This window comes from Brachybacterium subflavum, from assembly GCF_009299795.1.
In the GTDB taxonomy this organism is placed as follows: Bacteria; Actinomycetota; Actinomycetes; order Actinomycetales; family Dermabacteraceae; genus Brachybacterium; species Brachybacterium subflavum.
The window spans coordinates 18,230-41,400 of record NZ_VIGP01000005.1 but is presented as its reverse complement, the minus strand read 5'-3'; the positions used below and the strand labels follow the sequence as shown (position 1 = coordinate 41,400).

General features: G+C 72.9%; 20 protein-coding genes and 1 tRNA gene. 10 read left to right on the top strand and 11 right to left on the bottom strand.

Annotated features, from left to right (window positions below):
* The first annotated feature begins 35 nt into the window (after nucleotides 1-35).
* Nucleotides 36-698, top strand: coding sequence for a membrane protein YczE (gene yczE, locus FHG10_RS12565; protein WP_152353697.1), 663 nt, complete (start codon nucleotides 36-38; stop codon nucleotides 696-698).
* On the opposite strand, the gene FHG10_RS12560 is transcribed toward yczE, so the two are convergent.
* Nucleotides 676-1,212 (bottom strand): GNAT family N-acetyltransferase, encoded by a 537-nt coding sequence (locus FHG10_RS12560; protein ID WP_152353696.1) that lies wholly within the window; start codon nucleotides 1,210-1,212, stop codon nucleotides 676-678. The two genes, yczE and FHG10_RS12560, sit on opposite strands and share 23 nt — an antisense overlap.
* Nucleotides 1,209-1,511, bottom strand: coding sequence for a hypothetical protein (locus FHG10_RS12555; RefSeq protein WP_152353695.1), 303 nt, complete (start codon nucleotides 1,509-1,511; stop codon nucleotides 1,209-1,211). The genes FHG10_RS12560 and FHG10_RS12555 overlap by 4 nt, the downstream gene beginning before the upstream one ends.
* Nucleotides 1,512-1,711: 200 nt before the next feature.
* On the opposite strand from FHG10_RS12555, the gene FHG10_RS12550 reads away from it, so the two are divergent.
* Nucleotides 1,712-2,938 carry a serine/threonine-protein kinase gene (locus FHG10_RS12550; protein ID WP_152353694.1) on the top strand — a complete coding sequence of 409 codons (1,227 nt, stop codon included), beginning with the start codon at nucleotides 1,712-1,714 and terminating at the stop codon, nucleotides 2,936-2,938.
* Between the two features lie 15 nt (nucleotides 2,939-2,953).
* On the opposite strand, the gene FHG10_RS12545 is transcribed toward FHG10_RS12550, so the two are convergent.
* The 5 genes from FHG10_RS12545 to FHG10_RS12525 all read right to left on the bottom strand — a co-directional run bounded on the left by FHG10_RS12545 (nucleotide 2,954) and on the right by FHG10_RS12525 (nucleotide 12,296).
* The gene (locus FHG10_RS12545; protein WP_152353693.1) at nucleotides 2,954-4,588 is read right to left on the bottom strand and encodes a serine hydrolase domain-containing protein; all 1,635 of its coding nucleotides are present in this window, start codon (nucleotides 4,586-4,588) and stop codon (nucleotides 2,954-2,956) included.
* 266 nt (nucleotides 4,589-4,854) lie between these two features.
* On the bottom strand, nucleotides 4,855-5,742 hold the full coding sequence (locus FHG10_RS12540; protein ID WP_152353692.1) for an SWIM zinc finger family protein: 888 nt from the start codon (nucleotides 5,740-5,742) through the stop codon (nucleotides 4,855-4,857).
* A complete protein-coding gene (locus FHG10_RS12535) occupies nucleotides 5,739-9,038 on the bottom strand; it encodes a DEAD/DEAH box helicase (protein WP_152353691.1) in 3,300 nt (1,099 codons plus the stop codon). The genes FHG10_RS12540 and FHG10_RS12535 overlap by 4 nt, the downstream gene beginning before the upstream one ends.
* 88 nt (nucleotides 9,039-9,126) lie before the next feature.
* Nucleotides 9,127-10,881, bottom strand: coding sequence for a chromosome partitioning protein (locus FHG10_RS12530; protein WP_152353690.1), 1,755 nt, complete (start codon nucleotides 10,879-10,881; stop codon nucleotides 9,127-9,129).
* 518 nt (nucleotides 10,882-11,399) lie between these two features.
* Nucleotides 11,400-12,296 carry a winged helix-turn-helix domain-containing protein gene (locus FHG10_RS12525; protein ID WP_227488233.1) on the bottom strand — a complete coding sequence of 299 codons (897 nt, stop codon included), beginning with the start codon at nucleotides 12,294-12,296 and terminating at the stop codon, nucleotides 11,400-11,402.
* A gap of 202 nt (nucleotides 12,297-12,498) precedes the next feature.
* Between FHG10_RS12525 and FHG10_RS18030 the strand changes: the two genes are divergently transcribed.
* Nucleotides 12,499-12,645, top strand: a complete 147-nt coding sequence (locus FHG10_RS18030) for a hypothetical protein (protein ID WP_193636301.1) — start codon at nucleotides 12,499-12,501, stop codon at nucleotides 12,643-12,645.
* Between the two features lie 36 nt (nucleotides 12,646-12,681).
* On the opposite strand, the gene upp is transcribed toward FHG10_RS18030, so the two are convergent.
* Nucleotides 12,682-13,320 (bottom strand): uracil phosphoribosyltransferase, encoded by a 639-nt coding sequence (gene upp, locus FHG10_RS12520; RefSeq protein WP_152353689.1) that lies wholly within the window; start codon nucleotides 13,318-13,320, stop codon nucleotides 12,682-12,684.
* A 131-nt stretch (nucleotides 13,321-13,451) separates the two neighbouring features.
* Here upp and FHG10_RS12515 point away from each other — a divergent pair, with 131 nt between their 5' ends.
* From FHG10_RS12515 to FHG10_RS12495, 5 genes are all read left to right on the top strand, one after another.
* Nucleotides 13,452-13,997, top strand: a complete 546-nt coding sequence (locus FHG10_RS12515) for a dihydrofolate reductase family protein (protein WP_152353688.1) — start codon at nucleotides 13,452-13,454, stop codon at nucleotides 13,995-13,997.
* 64 nt (nucleotides 13,998-14,061) lie between these two features.
* Nucleotides 14,062-14,505 (top strand): nucleoside deaminase, encoded by a 444-nt coding sequence (locus tag FHG10_RS12510; protein ID WP_152353984.1) that lies wholly within the window; start codon nucleotides 14,062-14,064, stop codon nucleotides 14,503-14,505.
* Nucleotides 14,506-14,624: 119 nt separating this feature from the next.
* Nucleotides 14,625-15,653, top strand: a complete 1,029-nt coding sequence (locus FHG10_RS12505; protein ID WP_152353687.1) for a methionine ABC transporter ATP-binding protein — start codon at nucleotides 14,625-14,627, stop codon at nucleotides 15,651-15,653.
* The gene (locus FHG10_RS12500) at nucleotides 15,650-16,345 is read left to right on the top strand and encodes a methionine ABC transporter permease (RefSeq protein WP_152353686.1); all 696 of its coding nucleotides are present in this window, start codon (nucleotides 15,650-15,652) and stop codon (nucleotides 16,343-16,345) included. The genes FHG10_RS12505 and FHG10_RS12500 overlap by 4 nt, the downstream gene beginning before the upstream one ends.
* A 72-nt stretch (nucleotides 16,346-16,417) precedes the next feature.
* Nucleotides 16,418-17,269, top strand: coding sequence for a MetQ/NlpA family ABC transporter substrate-binding protein (locus FHG10_RS12495; protein WP_152353685.1), 852 nt, complete (start codon nucleotides 16,418-16,420; stop codon nucleotides 17,267-17,269).
* 206 nt (nucleotides 17,270-17,475) lie between these two features.
* Here FHG10_RS12495 and FHG10_RS12490 read toward each other — a convergent pair whose 3' ends face one another.
* Nucleotides 17,476-19,731: a S9 family peptidase gene (locus FHG10_RS12490; RefSeq protein WP_152353684.1), complete on the bottom strand. Its 2,256-nt coding sequence runs from the start codon at nucleotides 19,729-19,731 to the stop codon at nucleotides 17,476-17,478.
* 95 nt (nucleotides 19,732-19,826) lie between these two features.
* On the opposite strand from FHG10_RS12490, the gene FHG10_RS12485 reads away from it, so the two are divergent.
* Nucleotides 19,827-19,912: transfer RNA gene (locus tag FHG10_RS12485), tRNA-Ser, on the top strand.
* Between the two features lie 320 nt (nucleotides 19,913-20,232).
* Here the strand turns inward: FHG10_RS12485 and FHG10_RS12480 are convergent.
* Nucleotides 20,233-20,781 (bottom strand): NYN domain-containing protein, encoded by a 549-nt coding sequence (locus FHG10_RS12480; RefSeq protein WP_152353683.1) that lies wholly within the window; start codon nucleotides 20,779-20,781, stop codon nucleotides 20,233-20,235.
* Between the two features lie 172 nt (nucleotides 20,782-20,953).
* On the opposite strand from FHG10_RS12480, the gene ptsP reads away from it, so the two are divergent.
* A complete protein-coding gene (gene ptsP, locus FHG10_RS12475; protein ID WP_152353682.1) occupies nucleotides 20,954-22,672 on the top strand; it encodes a phosphoenolpyruvate--protein phosphotransferase in 1,719 nt (572 codons plus the stop codon).
* Nucleotides 22,673-22,828: 156 nt separating this feature from the next.
* On the opposite strand, the gene FHG10_RS12470 is transcribed toward ptsP, so the two are convergent.
* On the bottom strand, nucleotides 22,829-23,101 hold the full coding sequence (locus tag FHG10_RS12470) for an HPr family phosphocarrier protein (protein WP_152353681.1): 273 nt from the start codon (nucleotides 23,099-23,101) through the stop codon (nucleotides 22,829-22,831).
* Between the last annotated feature and the right edge of the window lie 70 nt (nucleotides 23,102-23,171).

The following is a 23,171-nucleotide window of genomic DNA, read 5'->3' as shown; positions in this document are numbered from 1 at the left end:
GGTGTCGACGGGCGGAGTCCTGGGATGCTGGACGCATGCCCGCCGCTCTCGAGAACGTCAGCCTGCGCGACCAGCTCCACCTGGACCGCATCGGGCTGCGCCTGCTGTCCCTGTTCCTCGGGCTCACCGGGTACGGCGCCGCGCTCGCGCTGCTCATCCGCTCGGGGCTCGGCGCGGATCCCTGGGACGTGCTGCACGTGGCCATCGCCCAGCGCACCGGGCTCAGCGTGGGCACGGTGATCATCGTGGTGAGCTTCCTGGTGCTGGTCGCCTGGATCCCGCTGCGCCAGCACCCGGGCATCGGGACACTCGCCAACGCGCTGTGGGTCGGCGTGGCCACCGACCTCACGCTGTTCGTCCTCCCGCCGGCGCACGGCCTGCCGCTCGCGATCACGATGATGCTCGGCGGCGTGCTGCTGAACGCCGTGAGCGACGCCGTCTACATCGGCGCCCATCTGGGGCCCGGTCCCCGCGACGGCCTGATGACGGGCCTGCACCACCGCACGGGACGGCCCGTCGGCCCGCTGCGCTTCGGCATCGAGGCGACGGTGCTGGTCACGGGCTGGCTGCTGGGCGGCCCGGTGGGCGTGGGCACCTTCGTGTACGCGATCGCCATCGGCCCGATCGTCGGCTGGGTGCTCCCGCACGTGACGATCCCGGTGCGGCGCCGAGCGGTCAGAGGAGCAGCTGGAGCGTGACCAGGTCCCACCAGCGGTCGAACTTGAAGCCGGCCTCGGGCATGCGGCCCACCTCCCGGAACCCGCAGCGCTCATGCAGGCGGATCGAGCCGACGTTGCCGGCCTCGACGAGCGCCACCAGGGAATGCATGCCGTGCTCGCGGGCATGCGCGACGAGCGCCCCGAGCAGGGCGCGGCCCACTCCGCGCCCCTGCGCCGCGGGGAGCAGGTAGATCGAGTCCTCGCCGGTGAAGCGGTAGCCCGCGTAGTCGCGCAGCGGGGAGAAGCACGCGTATCCGAGCACCTCGTCGTCGGACCCCGCGGCCACGAGCATCGAGCCGCGGTCCAGGTGGGCGTCGAACCAGGCGCGGGAGGACACGGATTCCGGGATCTCGTCGATCCACAGGCCCGAGGAGCTGCGGATGGCCTCGTCGCGGATGCCGAGCACCACGGGGGCGTCGTCGGCGAGAGCCGGGCGGATGCGCGGGGGAGCGGCGGTCGACGCAGCGACGGCCGGCCTCGGATCTGCGCTCATCGGCGCGCGCCCCCTCGAGCGTCGGCTCCGCGACCGGAGTCGGCGTCCATCTCGCGCCGCACGCGCGCGGCCTCCTGCTCGCTGCGCGCGGCGATCCGCGCGAGGGGCGAGGATCCGTCCGCGGCGGCGCCGTCGGACCTGCCGTGCCTGCTGCCGCGGCGAGTCGACGGCTCCTCGCGCTCCAGCACCAGCCAGACGATGCTTCCGAGGGTGAGCAGGACGGTGAGGGCGACCAGCACGACGAACACGAACGGATCGAACTCGGAGGGGTCGCTGAGCCAGTCCACGAGCCAGTCCATGTGCCGTCCCCTCTCGCTGTGCGGTGCCGTGCGGTGACGCGCCGTGTCGTGCGCTGCTGTCCTGCGCGATCGCGCGGCGCTCGAGGACGTCCACAGGCACGCCGGGAGCGCTGACCTCGCGCACGATCCATCGTACTGTGGACCTGCGCTCCCGCCGCGGGCAGGGCCGCGGAGCGGGAGCACGGAGGGAACCGGAGAGCATGGCCGACGTCATCGTGGGGCGCTTCGCGCTCATCGACCTGATCGCCAGGGGCGGATCGGGCGCCGTGTGGCGCTCCTGGGACTCCAAGACCGGCCGCCTGTGCGCGGCGAAGGTGCTGCGTCAGCGGGACTCGGCCGATCTCATGCGCTTCGTGCGCGAGAAGGGCGTGAGCTTCGACCACCCCCACCTGCTCACGCCCTACGGCTGGGGCGCCGAGGACGAGCACGTGGTGATCGCGATGCCGCTGGCCAGCGGCGGGACCCTCGAGTCGATGGTCCGTGCGCGGGGTCCGCTCGGCGAGCCCGCCGTGGTGGTGCTGCTGGACCAGCTGCTCGACGGCCTCGCGCACGTCCACTCCCACGGCTGGATCCACCGCGACGTGAAGCCCGCGAACATCATGCTCGAGTCCACCGGGCCGCGTCTGCCGCACCCGCGCCTGGCGGACTTCGGGATCGCCGTGCACGAGACCGATGTGCGCTTCACGAGCGTGGGCATGATCAACGGGACCCCCGGGTACATGGCCCCCGAACTGTTCTCCATGGCCGAGCCGCACCCCAGCCACGACCTCTACGCGGCCGGGGTCGTCGTGCTGTTCGCGCTCAACGGGCCCTTCCCGCTGCGCGACGGCGCCTTCCGACCCGAGGAGCTCTCCAGGCGCCTGCGCGGTGTCTCCCCGAAGCTCGCCGCCGTGATCCGACGGATGCTCGAACCGCAGCCCGAGCGCCGCTACCAGGACGCCGCGAGCGTGCGCCGGGACCTGCCGCGCGTGCCTCCCGGCCTGCCGCTCGCCTTCGCCGACGGCGCGCCCCTGCACATCCCGGACACCCTGCCGCCGCTCCCGCCCGACGCCCCGGGCGCGAAGCGCCCCGAGGCCCCCGCGCGCAGCGGCCCCTCGATGGAGGAGATCCGCCGGGGCAGCGTCTCGCAGGCCTCCACCCCACCGCCGGGACACGCCCAGTCCTCCGCGCAGGTCGCCCCGCCGCGCGGTCCGCAGGACCACGGCCCCTACCCCTACGGGGACACGTCGCGGAACGCGGCAGGTCAGAGGCTTGCGGGCGGTCGTCCGCAGGGACCGGCTCCCGCGCAGACGTCCGCGCGACCGGCACCGGTCCATGCGCCGAGGCCGAGCGGCCGCGGCGCCACCCTCCTGGGAGCGGGCGTCGGCGCCGTCCTCGCGGTCGTGGTCGGGGTGCCGACGGCCGTGCTCCTGGTGAGCCTCCTCTGACCCTCCCGGACCCGGTCAGCCGGCCGTGACGGGCGCGCCCGCGCTGTCGAGGGCCACCGTGTCGAGGGACTGGATGAGGGCCTCGGCCCGCGGATCCATGAGCAGCGTGATGCGCAGCCTGCGCCGGCCGGCGGAGTCGTCGCCGACCGCGCCGTCCCCGGCGCCGCCCGGCACGGTCCAGCGCACGCTCGCGCGCGAGAGCACCTCGGCGTCCTCGGCACGCAGGGCGTCGAGGGCATCGGCCCCCAGCCCCGCGCTCTGCAGAGCCGTCGCGAGGCGTCGGCGCCGCTCCGCGCGGGAGATGTCGAGGTCCATGTTGTCGGCGAACCAGGTGTCGGCGACGTCGTCGGCGCGCTCGTCGGCCCCGATCCCCGCGCGCAGCCAGTCCAGCGCCGCGGCCGCGGCCTCGAGGGTGCGCGGCGCGGCCGTCGGCAGGCGCGCCGCGAGCAGGTGCGGCGCCTGCGCGTCGATGACCCGCAGGGCGTCCATCGCGATCCGTGTCGCGGGCGCGTACTTGCTGTTGGCGAGGACCACCACGCCCAGGCCGCTGTCGCGGTGCCACACCATGAAGGACCCGTACCCCGGGTAGCCGCCGGAGTGGGAGACGACCTCGCCGAGGTCCGGGTAGCGCTCGACGACGAGGCCATAGCCGTACCCGCGCACGTGCGTGAATCCGGGGGAGACGCCGTCGGGCCCGGCGGGCAGTGCTGGGGTCTCCTGGATGCGGTGCAGCTGCTGCATCTCGCGGCGGGAGGAGGTGCGCAGCAGCGCCTGGTCGCGGTCGGCGGCGTCCGGCGCATCGGCGGCGGCGAGGAAGCGCACCCAGGTCGCCACGTCGGAGACGGTCGAGTACAGGCCCGCCATCGCCCCGTAGACGCCGGGGGAGTCGAACTCGACGGCCTCGAAGCGGGTGCGGTCCTCGCGGTCTGCCAGACGATGACCGGTGGCGATGCGCGCAGTGTCCAGGCCCTCGCGGGAGAAGGCGGTGTCGCTCATGCCCAGAGGCCGCAGGAAGGTCTCGGCGATGTACTGGTCGTACGGGGTGCCGGTGAGCTCGTCGATGAGACGGCCCAGCAGGGCGAAGCCGGTGTTGGAGTACTCGAAGCCGGTGCCCGGGGCGTGCACGTGGCCGAGCCCGCCCGCGAGCATCGCCGCGAACTCCTCGCGGGTCATGGCCTCCTGGCGGTCGCCCCACGGGTTGTCGGTGACCAGACCCGCGGACATGGTCAGCAGGTCCCGCACCGTGATCGCGGGGGAGTCCGGGGTGACGGGGTCCAGGTGCGCGGCCCCGGGCACGTGCCGGGAGATCGGGTCGTCCAGGCGCACGAGGCCCTCGTCGCGCAGACGCAGCACGGCCGCGGTGGTGAAGGACTTGGTCATCGAGGCGATCCTGGAGATCGTCGCGGGGTCCATGGGGGCGGAGTCCGGGGCCCGCTCGCCGTCCGCCAGGCGGCGCTCGCCTGCGGCTCCGGCGGCGAGCACGGGGGTCTCGTGGTCGTGGCCGCCGACGACGGCCCAGACCACCCCGGCGGTGCGATCACCCTCGACGGCGTCGCGTGCGAGGCGGTCGATCTGCGACGTCGCCTCGTCGGGCAGGACGGCGGCGGAGCCGACGGGGGCAGAGGAATGCGAGGTCGTGGCGCGGGGCATGGCTCCCACTCTAGGGGTGCGGACCGCGGCGCGAGGCGCCGCCGATCCGCGTCGTCGGAGCGCCCGACATAGCGAATGCACAGGGAAGCACCAGTGGTTTCCCACGTCGGGGGAGTTCCATGATTCTCGTGACGGACACCCCCCTCGTCCCGATCCGGCACAGCTGTCGTGTCGTGATGGTTCCCTGAGTGCCGGGTCGGCGCGCTACCCCCTCTGCGCGCCGGCCCGGATTCTTCTTCGGGCCCCGAACGCGCGGCGAGCAGGGATCAGTCCTCGTCGGCGGTCTCGTCCGGTGCGGATCCGGCGCCGGCGGCATAGAACGAGGCGAGCATCGCGGACGCCTCCTCTCCCAGCGCATCCTGCAGCAGGGTCGGGTCGGCGATCGCCGGATCGAAACTCGCGGGGCGGGAGGACGTCGTCTCCGCCGTCGCCGTCGCCGTCTCCGCTCCCGCCGTCTCCTCCGTCGCGCCGTCGGCCGATGGCGAACCGGCCGACGGGCTTCCCGCCGACGCATCTTCCGACGCATCTTCCACCGACGGGACCCCCGCGGCGGACGCGTCCTTCGGGGGATCGTCGTCCGATGGGCTCGCGGCCTCGGCGAGGGCCCGTGCGCCCCTGCCCGTCGCGACGGGCTGTGCGATCTCGGAGAGGGTGAGGCCGCGCAGGGTCAGCAGGTGCACGGGGGCCTCGTCGATCGCCTCGACCAGCACGTAGGCGAGCGCGGCGACGTGCACGCACGGGCCCGGCCAGTCCGGGCAGGTGCAGTCGTGGGTGACCTCGGAGGCGCTGCCCGGCAGCAGGGTCGCCATGTGCGCATCGAGCTCCGACTCGATCGCCTGCGGGTAGGTGCCGCTGGTCAGAAGCGCGGGCAGCTCGGGGTGGGTGCGGAGGGTGTCGACGACGATCTGCCGGTCGGCGGCGCCGAACGCGGAGACGTCGAGCTCGGGCTCGTAGATCGTCCCGTCGTCGTCGAGAACGCCCGCGCGGGCCCGGCGCGGGGCGACGTCGAGCCATTGCACGCGGTCCGCGCGCGCGAGGCGCCGGCCGGCGGATCTGCGGCCGCTGCTGATCACGCTCTCGAGGGACTCGCGCAGGGCGGCGCCCTGCCAGCTGGCGCCGATCTGCCCGCGGCGCGAGCGCATGCGGATGCTCATCGTCCGCCTCCCTCCGCCCGAGCGTCCGGTGCCCGCTCGTCCGGCGCGTCCCCGTCGGACAGCGCGAGCATGCCCCACAGCTGCGCCGCGTCCATGTTCACCAGCGCGTTCTCGACGGGCGTGATGGTGAGGTCCGCGAGCTCCTGCTTCTCGGCGAGCACGTTGTCGATGCGCTCCTCGACGGTGCCCGCGGCCACGAGCTTGCGCACCTGCACGTCCTTGGTCTGGCCGATGCGGAAGGCGCGGTCGGTGGCCTGGTTCTCCACGGCGGGGTTCCACCAGCGGTCCAGGTGGACGACGTGGTTGGCGGCGGTGAGGGTGAGTCCCGTGCCGCCCGCGCGCAGGCTCAGCAGCATCGCCCCGGGTTCGCCGGGCGTGGACTGGAAATGTGCGACCATGTCGTCCCGGTCGGCCTTCTTCACCCCGCCGTGCAGGAAGGGGACCTCGCGGCCGAACCGCTCGCGCCAGTAGGGGATCAGCATGTGCCCGAAGGTCGTGAACTGGGTGAACAGCAGCACCTTCTCGCCGTCGGCGAAGGCGGATCCGAGCAGGTCGTCGACGTACTCGAGCTTGCCGGAGCGGTGCTGCCCGTCGCGAAGGATCGCGGAGCCGTCGCCGAGGTAGTGGGCGGGGTGGTTGCAGACCTGCTTGAGCTTGGTGAGCGTGGAGACGACGAGCGTGCGGCGCTGGTTCTGGTCGGCGCCGTCGATCTGGGCCATGAGCTCGCCGACGAGCGCCTCGTACAGGCCCGCCTGCTCGGGGGTGAGGTTCACGGTGCGCACCATGTCGATCTTCGCGGGCAGGTCGGAGATGATGCTCGGATCCGTCTTCACGCGTCGCAGCACGAACGGGGTGGTCAGGGCACGCAGGCGCTCGAGCGCCGAGTCGTCGCCGTCCTTCTCGATCGGGCCCGCGAGATGCTCCTGGAACGAGGAGGCGCTGCCCAGCAGACCGGGATTCACGGTCTCCATGAGGGCATGGAGGTCGCTCAGCCGGTTCTCGACCGGCGTGCCAGTGAGCGCCAGACGGTGCGGGGCCCGCAGTGCCCGCGCCGCCTTCGCCACGGCCGTGCCGGCGTTCTTCACGTGCTGGGCCTCATCCAGCACGAGGCGGTGCCAGCGCACCTGGGAGAGCACCTCGAGGTCCCGGTCCAGCAGGGAGTAGGTGGTGATCACGAGGTCGACGTCTGCCGCGCCCTCGGCGAAGGAGGCGTCGCGGATGCGATCGCCGCCGTGGTGGACGTGCACCGCGAGGTCCGGGGCGAAGCGCGCGGCCTCGCGCTGCCAGGAGCCGACGACGGACATCGGGCAGACCAGCAGCGTGGGGCCGGGCGCGGGGCCCGCGCCCGCGCTGCGCGAGCGAGCCCCGGGGCGCGGACGCACCCGCGCGGGCCGCACCTCGGGGGCGACCGCGGCGGGGTCCGCCTCCCGCTCGCGGCAGAGCAGCGCGAGGACCTGCATCGTCTTGCCGAGCCCCATGTCATCGGCCAGGATCCCGCCGAGTCCCAGCTCGTGCAGCGCCCACATCCAGTTCAGCCCCTCGAGCTGGTAGCCGCGCAGCGAGGCGTCCAGACGCTCGGGCTGCGGAAGAGGGAGCGGCCCGGGTCCGCCGGGCACGAGGTTGCGCAGACCGTTGGAGCGTCCGCGCGCCGGCGCGCCGGCCTGAGGCGGCACGGGCGCGGCATCCTCCGCCTGCAGGCGGACCTGCAGGCCCTCGGCCTGGGCGCTGCCCAGCAGCGTGAACATCTCGCCCCAGTGCATGCTGCCGGCGCTCGCCGCGATCGGCTCGGGACGCCCGGCATCGCGAGGTGCGTCGGGCCGACGGGACGGCGCCCGACGCGCGCCGTCGACGGCACCCCCGCCTCCGAGCCCGCCCTCACCATCGCCCTGCCCGCGCCTCTTCGCCGTGAACGCGTCGAGGAACCGCTCGGCGGCGCGCAGCGTCGTGGAGTCCAGGCGCACCCACTGGCCGCGCAGCTGCACGAGCTCGGCCTGGGCGGCGCGGATCTCCGCGATCTCGTCCTCGGTGAGTTCCACGTCCCCGACGGAGATCTTCCAGTCGAACCGAGCCATGGCCTGCATGCCCACGCCGCTGCCCGTCTTCTCCTGCTCGGCCTCCTCCTCGCCGACCACGGCCTGCAGGCGGGTCTTCTGCTTCGTCCACTCGCGCGGGAGCATCACGGTGACGCCCGCGGCCTCGAGTGCGCCGGTGTCATGGGCGAGGAAGGCGGAGGCCTGGGCGGTGGTGAGCAGCCAGTCCACGCCGGTGTCGTCGACGGCGGCCCCGCGCACCGTCGGTGCGAGGCGCATGACCTCGGCCGACGCCTCCGCGGCCCCTTCGACGCCCACGTCGCCCACGGCGCGCAGGTCCGCGACGGGCCGCACCGTCCCGTCGGCGTCGCGCAGGCAGGTCTGCAGGGGCCACGCGGTGCCCAGCGGCGGCTCGTGCAGGCGCACCACGAGCTCCGAGCCGGTCGAGGAGAGGTGCACGCGGGCGCGGCCGGAGTCGACGAACGCGTCGAGCGCCGCCTGCATGCGCCGCTGGGTCGGGACGTCGGCCCGCACGGGGGCATCGGCGGAGGGTGCGGACAGCGAGGAGATGAGCGCCGTCGGATCCTTCGCGGCGGCGCCCTCCGGCGTCTCCGTCTCCGCGCGGCGACGGGAGGCGACGTGCCGGGCGAAGGCCTCGCGCGCGCGGGCATCGACGAGGGAGTGCAGCAGCGGCTGGGCATCGTCCTCGAGGGCGGACCAGCGCGCCCAGGGGCGGCCGAAGCGCTCGAGGACCCGCACCCGCAGGTGGCGGGCGGCGACGAGGCGTTCGGCGTGCCGGTCCAGCACCACGGCCGTGAGCAGGTCCGGCATGGCGATGACCTGGTCGGACAGCCGCAGGGAGGTGCCGGCCTCCACTAGCGGCCCGATCACGGCGGCCACCTCGCTCACGGTGTCAGAGGCCCCTGTGGGCTCCGTCGGCCCTGCGGGTTCCGTGCCCGCGCCCGTGCGCGCGGCCACGAGGCCGCCGATCGCGCCGACCACGTCCAGCAGCGCCTGCCCGTCGAGCGGCAGGGCGGGGACGCGGTGCTCGCTCGTGCGGCCGCGCACGCGCACGCGATGGCGCAGCGTGCCCTCGTGCCGACCGAGCGCTCGGGACAGGGCGTCGGCGAGGCCGTTCGGCGCCTCGGCGAGCAGACCGGAGAGGTCCGCAGCAGGGCGGGAGCCGCCGCCCTCCGCCTGCACCCGCACCCACAGCGCGGGGCCCAGATCGTCGTCGACGACCAGGTGCAAGCGGTTCAGCGGCATGAGGGCGAACCTACGCGCATCCTCAGACGTCCGGGGCGCACGGTGGACGGGAGCCCGGTGGGGAGGAGCGAGCGGGTCGGCCCCGTCCTCACAGGCCGTCGACGATCTCGGCGGTCGCCCGCAGCCACGCGGCCCGCGTCTCCGGGTGGATCCGGGAGAAGTCCAGCGGCGATCCGTCCACGAACTGCTCCTCGAAGGGGACCTCGACGATCGCGCGGGTGTGCGCCCCGAAGTGCTTGTGCAGCTGGCTGCGCAGCGAGGGGTCCATCTTCTTCTTGTCCGAGGAGTGCGACAGGATCGTCACCGCGTGGTCGACCTGCTGGGCGAGGCCCGTCGCGCGCAGCTCGTCGATCATCCAGGCGGCGGCGTTGAAGGTGTCCTCGCGCAGGGTCGAGATGATCACCAGCTGATCGGCCGACTGCACGCCGGCCAGCCAGTTCGAGGCGCGCACGTTGTTGCCGGTGTCGATGACCTTGAGGCGGTAGAACCGCGAGAGGGTCTCGTCGAGCTCGCGGAACGCGGCGTCGTCGATGAGGGCCGCCGAGCCCGGGTCCTCGTCGGAGGCGAGGATGTCGAAGCGGGTGGCCTCCTGCCGGCGCACGTAGCGGTCGAGGTCGGAGACGGTGGCCTGCTCGGTGCGCAGCTGGTCGAGGTCGCGCAGCAGGTCGATGGCGGTGCGGTGGTGCTCGGCAGGCGCGCCGCGCCAGCCCAGGGTCCCCCGCGTCTCGTTGTTGTCCCAGGCCAGCACGCCGCCGCCGCGGGCCATGCCCAGCGTCGCGGCGATCATGAGCGAGGCGGTGGTCTTGTGGGCACCGCCCTTGAGGTTCACCACCGCGATGTTCTTCGGGCCGTCGAGGGTGCGGGAGATGCGCTGCAGCTGGGCGCGCTCCTCGCGCTCGGCGCGGCCGGGGCGCGGGGAGATCCGCCCGCCGGTCAGGCGCGTGAGGGTGCCCTGCCAGCCGCGGGTCGCCGGGGCGGGCGACGGCTGAAAGCCGGCGGACTGGAGGTCCTGGAGGGTGGGCCGACGGGGCTCGCCCGAAGGCGGCGCATCCGCCACCTGCGGCGCGTCCGCCACCTGCGGCGCCATCGCGGCGGCGCGGCGGCCATGGCCGGGGCGCGCCGAACGGCCCGCCTGGTCACCGGGCTCGGCGGGCGAAGCCGCCGGAGAGGCGGGGGCCGGCGCGGGCGATGCGGCGGAGGTGCTCGGCGCGATCGCCGCCGTGGAGCCGACGCCCGACGCGCTCGCCGCACCGGTCTGCGCTCCGGATGCGGCGGCGCGCCCGTCCTGGGACCCCTGGGAGCCGTTGGGCCCCTGGGAGCCGTGGGATCCCTGCTCGTCCCGTGGACCCTGCTCGTCCTGCGCCTCGTGGGCCTCCTCGCCGAGCAGCGACGGCGGGATCCAGGAGGGACTGTCCGCCGTGCCGCCCTCGGGGACTGCGGGGTGCACGGCGGTCGCCGCGACGTCCCCGTCGGGATCGAACGAGCCCTGTCCGAACGAGGCCACGTCGAACGAGCTCGCCGAGTACGAGTGAGCGGGGGAGGAGGACGCGGAGGGGGAGCCCGCCCCGTGGTCGGCGCGGCCTGCGGACGGGCCGAAGAGCGGCCGGTCGTCGGCCTCGCGGGTGCTGATGCGACCCGAGGGCTCCACGCGCAGATGAAGCGTGGCGTCGGGCTCGGCGATCACGACGTCGAGGTCGCGGCCGGCGCGACGGGCGGCGTCGATGAACACGCTCTTGACGTTCGCCCGCACCTCGGAGATGTGCTCGCCGTGGATCCCGATCTCCTCATCGGCCAGGTGGACGGTCGCGGACCGGTCGGAGTCGATGCGCGCCTGCGCGATCATGGATGGGCTCTCCCTCACTGCGGTGGTGGACACACCCGCGGTGCGTGCGGGGCCGTGCTCCACTCTACGAGACGCCCATCGCCTGACCGGTGCACACGTGCCGGAGACAACGGCGACCCCGACTTGGTCATGGCCGCGCAAAGGCCTGCAAAGCATTGCATGTTCGCGTTTACATTCTCGCTCGACGAGCCGTAGCATCGTCCCGGACGTCGCCTCCTCGATCCCCCTCGCGGGAGGCGACGATCGGGTCCTCCGACGTTCCCCCCGATATCGGTGGACCCGTGTTGCCTGGTCGTCCGCACCCACCACCATTGAGGGACGGCTGGCATCGCGAACGGCCCGTGAGCCCCGACAGTGCGTCGATGTGAGCTCCGGGCCGTTCGCTCTTCTCGGATCCGCGCCGACGACGTGCATCCCGCGCGGAATGCGCATCCCGCGCAGAATGCACCGACCCGGACGAGCGGCTGCCCGTCCGGGTCGGTGGTCCTCGGGGTGGGGGTTCGGTGGGAGCGGCGCGGTCAGTCGAGGATCGCGACGTCGCTGCCGGTGTCCAGGCGGTAGCCCGCACCGCGCACGGTGGAGATCAGGCGGCGGTAGCGGCCGAGCTTCGCGCGCACGCGGCGCACGTGCACGTCGACGGTGCGCTCACCGGTCTCGGCCGAGGCGTCGGCCCACACGGACTCCATGAGCTCGTCGCGGCCGATGATCCGGCGGGCGCCGCGCGCCAGGTGCGCGAGCAGCTCGAACTCCTTGTAGGTGAGGTCCACGTCCTCGCCGTCGATGCGCACGCGGCGGCCGAAGAGGTCGATCACCAGCGAGCAGTCCGTGCTCGCGGCGGGAGCGGCGTTCGGGCTCACGGCGGTGGCGCGCAGCAGGCGCTGGCGGGCCGCCTCGGCATCCCGGCGGGCCGGGGAGTTCGGCGAGACGACGCCGGTGCGGCGCGTGCGCTCGGGCTGCGCGGCCTCGCCGTCCTGGGTGCGCGGCGGGAGCGCCCGCAGGGTGGGTGCGGTGCTCGTCGTGCTCGTCTCCGCGGCCTCGCCGGTGGGGGAGAAGGGGCGCGGGGAGCGCACGCCCACGCTCGCCGAGGCGCGGCGACCGGCCGTGAGGCGACGGGCGTTGGCGCGCAGCGCGTCGGCGATCTGGGCTGCCTCGACGTCGGGCGTGCCGGCCGGCAGCGTGACCGTGAGGGTCAGCGTGACCTGGTCGGACTCCGGCGCGGCGGCCAGCGCCGACGATCCGGCGGACTGCCCTGCGGCACCGGGGGCCCGGAAGGCGGGACGGCCGGCGTGCTGGGGACGCAGGGCGCGGGGGCCGCGATCGTGCGCGGGGCGCTCGACGCGGGCGACCGGGCTCTGGCCGGCGACACTCTGCGGGGTGCGGGTCTGGGTGACAGGACTGTTCAGGGTGATGCTCATGATGCGTTCTCCGGGTTCGTGCACGCCTGGTGCAACGGGTGGGGACCCGGGATCCCAGTTCCGATCGACGCGTCAGGTTCGCGGATCGCTGGGTTGTGCTCCCGGCCGGCACCTGAAGCCCGCGCCTTCCGGCCGGCTCCTGTCAGCCGACCCCGGAGGACTCTCGAGCGCTCAGAGGCTCGGCTGACGGTGCATCATGCACATGCACATCATCATCGAACGCATCATCGAGCGGGCCGCCGTCGTGGCGACCTCTCGGCTCGGAGCGTTCGTGAACATAGCGGCCATCATGCCCGAGGCCGGCGCCCGCTCTCAAGCAGGTGTTCGCATCCTGGGACGCGCGAGGTGAGACCCGGCGAGAGCTGTCGTCCGTCGACGGGTCCGCTCAGTCGACGACGCCGAAGAGGCGGTCGCCCGCGTCGCCGAGGCCGGGGACGATGTAGCCCTTCTCGTTGAGCTTCTCGTCGATGGCGGCGGTGACCACGGTGAGGTCGATGGCCGGGTCGATCTGCTCGTCGAGGGTCTTCAGCCCCTCGGGGGCGCACAGCAGGGTCACGCAGGTGATGTCCTTCGCGCCGCGCTCGTGCAGGTAGTTCACGGAGGCGATGAGCGTGTGGCCGGTGGCGAGCATCGGGTCCAGCACGAAGCACTGGCGGTCGGTGAGGTCGTCCGGCAGGCGGTTCGCGTAGGTCGTGACCTCGAGGGTCTCGTCGTTGCGGACCATGCCCAGGAAGCCGACCTCGGCCGTCGGCAGCAGGCGGGTCATGCCGTCGAGCATGCCCAGGCCCGCGCGCAGGATCGGGACCACCATCGGCTTGGGATCCGTCAGGCGCGTGCCGGTCATCGTCGTCACCGGGGTCCGGATCTCGACGGGGGCCACCGCCACGTTGCGCGTGGCCTCGTAGGCCAGCAGGGTCACCAGCTCGTCGGCCAGCAGGCGGAACATCGAGGACCGCGTCTCGGCCTTGCGGAGCGCCGTCAGCTTGTGGGCGACGAGGGGATGGTCGAGTTCGAGCACGCGCATGGCGCCGAATCTACCCGACGCCCCCGCACGCGGGCCCCGGTTCGCGGGGGAGGGGCGAATACTGGGATCAATACCTCGGAGCCGCACGCGACGATCGGCGCGGGTGCACCGCCCCGGACGCAGGAGGACCCATGACCCGCTTCCGCTATTTCACCGCGACGAGCCTCGACGGCTACCTCGCCGACGAGCACGAGAGCCTGGACTGGCTGCTCTCCCAGCCCACCGACCCCGCGCAGAGCATCCTCCCCTACGACGACTTCACCGCGCAGGTCGGGGCGGTGGTCTCCGGGCGCTCGACGTACGACTGGGTGGTGGGGAACCTCGAGACCGTCGCGGATGCCTGGGTCTACGACCAGCCCACCTTCGTCTTCTCCCACCGGGAGCTGCCCGAGGACTTCGCGGGCATCACCCGCGTCTCCGGGCCTCCCGCCGAGCACCGCGAGCGCCTCGAGGAGGCCGCCGGCGACAAGGACGTGTGGATCGTGGGCGGCGGAGACCTCGCGTTCTCCTTCGCCGAGGCCGGGATGCTCGACGAGGTCTTCGTATCCGTCGCCCCGGTGACGCTCGGCGGCGGGAAGCCCCTGATGGGCGGCCGGCTCGACCTGGAGCTTCGTGAGTTCGGAAGGAACGGCGGCCTGCTCGAGGCGCGCTTCGCGGTCACCGGTGCGCGCAGCTGAACGCGCGGCCGGGGAGAATGGGGGTGTGGACGACGACACCCCGCTCCTCTCCGATGACGTCCTCATGGGCATCGCCCTCGACGAGGCGCGCGCCGCCGCGGACCGCGAGCCGGCCGACGTCCCCATCGGCGCCGTCGTCCTGGATCCCGAGGGATGCGTGATCGCGCGGGCCGGGAACCGACGTGAGGCCGACGAGGACCCCACCGCCCACGCCGAGATCCTCGCCCTGCGCGAGGCCGCCCGCGCGACGGGCCGCTGGAACCTCACCGGCTGCACCCTCGCCGTCACGCTCGAACCCTGCACCATGTGCGCCGGCGCGATCGTGCTCGCACGCATCGCCCGCGTCGTCGTCGGCGCCCCGGACCCGAAGGCGGGCGCGGCAGGCTCCCTCTACGACCTCGTGCGCGAGCCCCGGCTGAACCATCGCGTCGAGCTCACCACGAGCGTGCGGGAGCAGGAGTGCGGGGACCTGCTGCGCGCGTTCTTCCGCGCCCGCCGGAACCGCTGAGGCCCGCACCACACGATCCCGTCAGCGGCGGTGATCCCGACCACGCAGCCCCCGGTCAGATGACGATTCGTGAACGAGAGGGTCGGCAGATGCGCTAGGGGGATGCTCTACTTCTGCTTGTGATCACTCTCGAAGGCCTCACCAAGGTCTTCCCCGCGCCGGGCGGGGGAGACCCCGTCACCGCGCTCGACGGCATCGACCTGACGGTCGACGCCGGCCAGATCCATGGGATCGTCGGCCGCTCCGGCGCCGGGAAGTCCACGCTCATCCGCTGCCTCACCGGGCTCGAGAAGCCCACGAGCGGCAGCGTGCGCATCGACGGCACGGACATCGCCGCGCTCGACGGGCCCGCCCTGCGTGCCGCCCGCCGCGAGATCGGCATGGTGTTCCAGCACGCGAACCTGCTGGACTCCCGCACCGCGGCCCGCAACATCGCCCACCCCCTCGAGATCGCGGGAGTCCCGCGCGAGCAGCGCACTCAGCGCGTCGCCGAGCTCGTGGAGCTCGTGGGCCTCGCCGGGCGCGAGCACAACCATCCCGCGCAGCTCTCGGGCGGACAGATCCAGCGCGTGGGCATCGCGCGCGGCCTCGCCGCCGAGCCCAAGGTGCTGCTGTGCGACGAGCCCACCAGCGCGCTCGACCCGACGACGACCCGGCAGATCCTCGCGCTCATCCGCAGCCTGCGCGACCGCCTGGGCATCACCGTCCTCATGATCACCCACGAGATGAGCGTGGTCCGCGAGATCTGCGACTCCGTGACCCTCCTCGAGGACGGCAGGGTGCGACAGAGCGGCGCGCTCGCCGACGTCGCCTCCGACCCGCACGGTCCCCTCTCCAGCGAGCTGATCCCGCTGCCGCCGGCCCCGACGGGCATCAGCGCGCGCGTGGTCGACTGCGACTACGGCGCCGATCCGCAGAACGAGAAGGCCGTGGCCAGCAGCGAGGAGCTCGTGCGCATCGCCGCCGAGCACGGCGCCCGTGCGCAGATCGTCGCCGGCACCATCGAGACCATCGCCGGGCGCCAGGTGGGACGCGTGCAGCTCGCCCTGCGCAACGAGGACGACACACCGATCACCCAGAAGGGCCTCGAGGCGTTCCTGCGGGAGCTCGAGAGCCGCGGCGTCGTCGCGAAGGAGGCCTCGGCATGAGCGAGTGGCTGAGCAATCCCGTCTTCACGACCTGGGACTCCAACACGAGCCTGTGGTCGAACACCCTGATCACCCTCTACATGACGATCGGCACGATGCTCTTCGCGGCGATCATCGGCACCCCGCTCGGAGTGCTGCTGTTCGAGACCGACCGCGCCGCCGGCGGCGCCGCCCGCTGGGTGAACCGGATCGTCGGCTTCATCGTGAACGTGGGCCGGTCCTTCCCGTTCATCATCCTGATCATCGCCCTGATCCCCGTCACCAGGATCGTCGTGGGCCGCGTGACCGGCCCGAACGCGGCCATGTTCGCGCTCGTGGTCTCCGCGATCCCGTTCCTCGCGCGCCTGGTCGAGATCAACCTGCGCGAGATCCCCGCCGGCAAGATCGAGGCCGTGCAGATGATGGGCGCGAGCCGCTGGCAGGTCATCCGCCAGGTGCTCTTCCCCGAGGCGCTGCCCGGGATCATCGGCTCGCTGACCACCACCACGATCGCCGTCATCGGCTACACGGCCATGGCCGGCGCCGTGGGCGGCAAGGGCCTGGGCGACCTCGCCAACCGCATGGGCTACCAGTCCTACGACAACGTCGTGATGGTCGCGACCGTCGTCGTCCTCATCGTCATCGTGATCCTCGTGCAGTCGATCGGTTCCGTGCTCTCGCGCGTCGTCGACCACCGCGCCCGCAACGCCTGAGATGCCCCCGTCGCCGATACCCCGTACGCGCATCGCCCCGTCGGCCCCGCCCCCACCCCTGAGGAGACTCACATGTCGCACCTGACCCGCCGCACCCTGTTCGCCTCCGGCGCCGGCCTCGCCGCGCTCTCGATCACCGGCTGCGGCCTGGTGGGCGGGAGCTCCGACGGCCCGGAGGAGAAGGACGGGGTGACGACCATCAAGATCGGCGCCTCGCCCAAGCCCCACCAGGAGATCCTGGAATTCGTCAGCAAGAACCTCGCCGAGGACGCGAACCTGAACCTCGACATCACGCCCTACACGGACTACCAGATCCCGAACCAGGCGCTGAACGACGGCGACATCGACGCGAACTACTACCAGAACCAGCCGTTCCTCGATTCGCAGAAGAAGGAGAAGGGGTACGACTTCTTCGCCTTCAAGGGCGTGCACATCGAGCCGCTGGGTCTGTACTCCGAGCAGATCACGAAGCTCGACGAGCTGAAGGACGGCGACGAGATCGCGATCGCCAACGACCCCACGAACCGCGGTCGCGGGCTGGGTCTGCTCGCCGAGGCGGGACTGATCACCCTCAAGGACGGCGTCAAGGTCACCGACGCGACGACCAAGGACGTCGACGAGAACCCGCAGAAGCTGAAGTTCACCGAGATCGAGGCGGCGCAGATCCCGCGCACGCTCGGCGACTTCGCGGCGGGCGTCGTCAACGGCAACTACGCGATCGAGGCGGGACTCAAGCCCTCGGAGGACTCGATCGTGCTCGAGAAGAGCGATGCGGAGAACCCCTACGCGAACTTCGTGGTGGTGCGCACCGAGGAGAAGGACAACGCGGCGCTGAAGAAGCTCGACGAGCTCCTGCACTCCGACGACGTCAAGAAGTTCATCACCACCACGTACACCGACGGGTCGGTCATCCCGGCCTTCTGAACCGGCGCAGGGCGCCGCCGCCGCGGTGTGGGGCGCTGCTCCGCGGAGTCGGGCACTGCCCACGCGATGACGGCCAGGTTCTATGACAGAAAGTCCGCTTTCTGTCATAGAACCTGGCCATCGTCCGTGCGGGACGGCGGGACGGCAGCCCGACGGGACCGCGGGACGGCCGCCTGACGGGCGAGTTCCGGCGGCCGGGCGACCCGTCAGATCCGAGCGGTCGCGCCGATCTGGTCGAGCAGCCAGGCGAGCTCGTCGGCCCGCTGCTCCCACTTCGCGTAGCGGCCCGAGCGCCCGCCGTGCCCGGCGACCATCTCGCAGCGGAACACGATCGGCCGCTCGGCCTGGTCGCCGGTGACGGTCTCGCGCAGACGCGCGACCCACTTCGCGGGCTCGACGAAGAACACTCGGGTGTCGTTCAGCGAGGTCGAGGCGAAGATCGCCGGGTACCGGGCCGCCCGCACGTTCTCGTACGGGGTGTACGACTTCATGTACTCGTAGACCTCGGGGTCGTGCAGCGGGTCGCCCCACTCCTCCCACTCGCCCACGGTGAGCGGCAGCGAGGGGTCGAGGATCGTGGTGAGCGCGTCCACGAAGGGCACGCCCGCGATGATCGCCCGGAAGCGCTCGGGGGCGAGGTTCGCGATCGCGCCCATGAGCAGGCCGCCCGCGCTGCGGCCCTCCGCGGAGAGACGGTCCGGCGCGACCCAGCCCGCGTCGACGAGGTGCGCGGCGCAGTCCACGAAGTCGGTGAAGGTGTTGCGCTTCTCGAGCAGCTTGCCGTGCTCGTACCAGGGCCTGCCCATCTCGCCGCCGCCGCGCACATGGGCCACGGCAATCACGACCCCGCGGTCCAGGAGGGACAGGCGCGTGGGCACGAACGACGGGTCCATGGACGCCTCGTAGGAGCCGTAGCCGTAGAGATAGCCGGGGTTCGTGCCGTCCGCCGTGATCCCGCGGCGCACGGCGAGGGAGATCGGGATCGCGGTGCCGTCGGCCGCTCGGGCCCACAGCCGCCGCTCGACGTACAGCTCCGGGTCGAAGCCCGGCACCGGGGTGCGGCGGAGCACCTCGTGCTCGCGGGTCGCCACGTCGACCTGGGCGATCGTCGCGGGGGTGAGCAGGCTGGTGAGCTGGTAGCGCAGCACGGTCTCGTCGAACGTGGGGTTGGCCTGCAGGAACACCGTGTCGAGCTCGCCGCCGTGGGAGACGTCCCAGGCGTCCTCGACGGCCCAGGCACGTGCGGCCGCGTCCGCACCGAGCGCCGCCCCGTCCTCGGCTGCCGCCGAGCTCTCGCGGCGCGGGATCACGCGCACGGACGCGAGGCCGCCGCTGCGCAGCTCGAGCGCCGCGAAGGTCGCGAAGGCGTCGGCCGTCTCGAGGCGCTCGCCGTCTGCCGCCTCGAGGATCGTGGTCCAGGAGCCCGGATCCTCGAGCGGCGCGGTGGCGAGGGCGAAGCCCGGGACGCCGTCGTTGTGGACGATCAGCAGATGGTCGCCCGCGTGCTCGATCGAGTACTCGACGCCGGACCGACGGCCGCCCGCGGGGCGGGGATCCGACGTCGGGTCGGCGAGATCCAGCAGCCAGCCCTCGCTCGTGGTGGTCGAGGCGGACTCGATGAGCAGCGTGGAGCCGTCGCGCGAGGGCTCGAAGCCGATCATGAAGCGCTCGTCGTCCTCTTCGAGGACGAGCTGGTCCTCCTCGGCGCTCGTGCCCAGGCGGTGCCGCCAGATCTGGTGCTGGCGCCAGGCGTCGTCCACGCGCGCGTAGAACAGCCACTGCTCGTCGGTCGAGAACGCGAGCCCGTAGCCGGCACCGCGCACCGCCTCGTCGACGACCGCGCTCGCGCCGTCGGCCCGCAGGTCCGTGACGACGATGTCGAAGCGCTCGTCGCCGCGCACGTCCGTGCTGTACGCGAGCAGATGCTGGCTGGGGGAGGGGCGCATGCCGCCGAGGGAGAAGAACTCCTGGCCCTGGGCGAGGGCCTGCGCGTCCAGCACGACCTGCTCGCCGGGGAGCATCTCCCCGGGGTCGACGGCGGGCACGCCGCCCGCGCCGCGCGGCAGGTCGGGACCCTCGGCCACGCGGGTGTGCCGCGGGTAGTCCTGGCCCTCGGTGGTGCGGGTGAGGTACCACCAGTCGCCGCGGCGCACGGGCACGGAGAGGTCCGTCTCCTGGGTGTGGCCGACGAACTCGCCGACGAGCTCCTCGCGCAGCCCCGCGAGGTGGGCGGTGCGGGCGTCCGCATAGGCGTTCTCGGCCTCGAGGTGCGCGATGACCTCGGGGTCCTCCTTGTCGCGCAGCCACTCGTAGGGATCGATCACGGTGTCGCCGTGGTGGGTGCGGTCCGTGGGCCGACGGTCCGGGCGAGGCGGCCGCGGCCCCTGCGCCGGCTCGGCGTCGGACGGGGCGGCGGGCTGCGTATCGGGCCGGGACTCGGGACGGGAGGCGTCGGTGCTCATCACCCGATCGAGGGTAGTGCCTGCCTCGGTGAACTGGGTCGCACCCGCGCCCGGACGGTTTGCCCGCCGTTCACGCTCTGCGTAGACTCGCGGGCGGTAGCGTGTCCGAGCGGCCGAAGGTGCATCACTCGAAATGATGTGTGGTTAATAGCCACCGCGGGTTCAAATCCCGCCGCTACCGCCCCTGACCCAGGGATTCACCCGGGTCGTGAAGGCCCCCGTCGGGATCCGGCGGGGGCCTTCTTCATGGATGGGGCCGAGGGGCGGACGGTCGGGGCGGCGCGGCCGACGCACGGCGCCCGGCCCTGCAGTGCTCAGTCCCGCGGCGCGCGCTCACGTCTGCGCGATCTTCCTCGCGCGAAGACGAAGTCCCCGAGGAAGGACACCAGAACCTCGATCACGATCCCCATGCGGTCAGCGTACTGGTGCCGCCTCTGCGCAGATCTCGTGGCAGTCCTCTCCATGGCGGCGCGCCGGCGCGCCGGGCGGGACGTGCCCGGCTCAGATGAACTCGTACGGGTCGAACTCGTCGATCTCGATGACGCGCACGCGCGGCAGCGGGCTCGTGAAGGTGCCGGCGTCGAACTCGAGGTCCAGGATCTCCACGCGCGGCACCTGCCGCAGGTCGGAGGCCATGAACTCCCGGAAGCCGACGATCGCGAGGCGCCGCTCCTCGTCCTCCGAGAGCGCGCGCATCTGGTCCACGAAGTCGCGGTCGTGGCTGACCAGGGCCACGTCGGACGCACGGTCCTTGAGCGCGGTGAGCGTGCGCTGGATGGCGATGTCCACGACTTTGCCGTCGCCGCGCAGCGGGATCGGTGTGTAGCCCATGGCGAGCAGCGCCTGCACGAAGCTCGCGGGCAGGTCGCTCGCGACGGCCAGGAAGAACAGGCCGTGGGTGGGCTCGGACCAGTGCTCCTGGATGAAGCTCAGCAGCGTGTTCCAGCGCGGCCTCTCCTCCGGGTGCGGGCGGCGCCCGAGGACCGAGAGGCCCAGCGTGGCGTCGATGTTCTCGCCGTCGACGAGGAGATAGGAGCTGCGTTCATCCATGGTGGCGAGCCTATCGGTCGTGGCGGCGGTCGCGGTGCCGACCGGGCCGTCGGAGGGCGCGGGGACGATACGACTCTCGCCCCGGGCGAGGCACGTAGCATGTGGTGATCACGCGCGGCGCCGCCGCGCGCCCGAGCCCTCCCCCACGGGCCCATCACAGAGGGAGTCCGAGATGTCCCAGTACACAGGTGTGGCGGTCAGCCCCGGCCGCGTCGTCGGCACGGTCCGGACGATGGCGCCGCCGGTCGCGGAGCCGCCCGTCGGCGAGAAGATCCCCGAGGGCGCGGATCCGCAGGCCGAGGCCGCACGCATCGCCGAGGCCGCCGCGAGCGTGCAGAAGGCGCTGACGCATCGCGCCGAGCATGCCCAGGGCGATGGGAAGGCCGTTCTCGAGGCGACCGCGCAGATGGCGGCGGATCCCTCCCTCACCCAGACCGCGCAGGGCTTCGTGCTGGCCGGCGGCGCCTCCGCCGCGCGCGCCGTATGGGAGGCCGGCGACCAGGTCGCCTCGATGCTCGAGGGCCTGGGCGGATACATGGCCGAGCGCGCGGCCGACGTGAAGGACGTGCGCGGCCGCATCGTCGCCGAGCTGCGCGGCGAGCAGGCGCCCGGCATCCCCGATGTCGAGGAGCCCTTCGTGCTCACGGCGACCGATCTCGCCCCCGCGGACACCGCGACGCTCGACCCGGCGCTGGTGATGGCGCTGGTGACCTCCGACGGCGGCCCCCAGTCGCACACCGCGATCCTCGCCCGCCAGCTGGGCCTGCCCGCGATCGTCGCCGCCAAGGGCGTGCTCGACATCGCCGACGGCACCGAGGTGTTCGTCGACGCCGGCTTCGGCACCATCACGGACGACGTCACCGATGAGCACCGCCGCTTCGCGGAGGCCTGGACCGAGCTGCAGAAGAACCCGCTGACCTACGAGGGCGGCGGCGTCGAGCTCACCGACGGCACCCGCATGCAGCTGCTGGCCAACATCGGCGGCGCGAAGGACGCGAAGGCGGCAGCCGCCGCGCACGCCGACGGAGTGGGCCTGTTCCGCACCGAGTTCCTGTTCCTGGACCGCGAGGACGAGCCGACCGTCGAGGAGCAGACGAAGGCCTATCTGGAGGCCTTCGCGTCGTTCCCCGGCCAGAAGGTCGTGGTGCGCACGATCGACGCGGGCGCCGACAAGCCCCTGCCCTTCCTCACGGACACGGACGAGCCGAACCCCGCGCTCGGCGTGCGGGCCTATCGCACCTCGTGGGAGAAGCGCTCGGTGCTGACCAACCAGCTCGACGCGATCTCCGGCGCCGCGAAGCAGAGCGACGCGAAGGTGTGGGTGATGGCTCCGATGATCTCGACCACCGAGGACACCGAGGACTTCGTGGGCCTGTGCCGCGAGCGCGACCTCGCCCCGGCCGGGATCATGGTCGAGACGCCCTCGGCGGCGGTCACCGCGGACCGGCAGCTGGCCGCGTGCGACTTCGCCTCGATCGGCACCAACGACCTCACCCAGTACACGATGGCCGCCGACCGCATGCTCGGCACCCTCGCGCACCTGAACACCCCGTGGCAGCCGGCGGTCCTCACCCTCGTGAAGGCCACCTGCGACGGCGCCCGCGCGGCGGGCGGCGACCCCGAGGCCTTCGGCGAGAGCGCCCAGAAGCCGGTGGGCGTGTGCGGCGAGGCCGCGGGCGACCCGGGTCTCGCGGTCGTGCTCGTGGGCCTGGGCGTCAACAGCCTCTCGATGACCCCGCGCTCCCTGCCCGCGGTCGCGAAGGTGCTCTCCACGGTCTCCCTCGAGCAGGCGCAGCAGCTCGCTGCCGCCGCCGTCTCCGCACGCACCGCGGATGACGCCCGGGACGCCGTCCGCGCCGGCCTCCCGATCCTGGGAGAGCTCGGCCTCTGACGCGCGCCCGTCGCTCCCAGCACGCCTGCGGCCGCGCGCCCGCGAGGGCGAAGATATGAGGGCCACGAACCAGGATCGGTGAGATCTGGTTCGTGGCCCTCATATCTCGTGGCCCTCACATCTTGTGGGTCCACGGTCCGAGCTGCCCGCCGCGGGTCACTCCTCGGCGTCGAGGTCCTTCTCGAGGAGCGCGGCCAGCGCCGCGACGGACTCGTCGGCTCCGTCGCCCTCGGCGCGCAGGGTCACCTCGTCGCCGTGGCCGGCGCCGAGGGTCATGAGCATGAGGATGCTCGAGGCCTGCACGGCGTTGCCGCCGGCCTTCTCGATGGTGACGGTCGCGGGCTGCTCGCCGGCGGCCTTCGAGAAGATGGCCGCCGGGCGCGCGTGGAGCCCGGAGGCGCTGGCGATGGTGACGGTGCGCTCTGCCATGGTTCAGCCTTTCGATGGACCGCCGCACGGTGCGGCGGCGAGGGACGCGGACGGTCAACCCGCGCGCGTG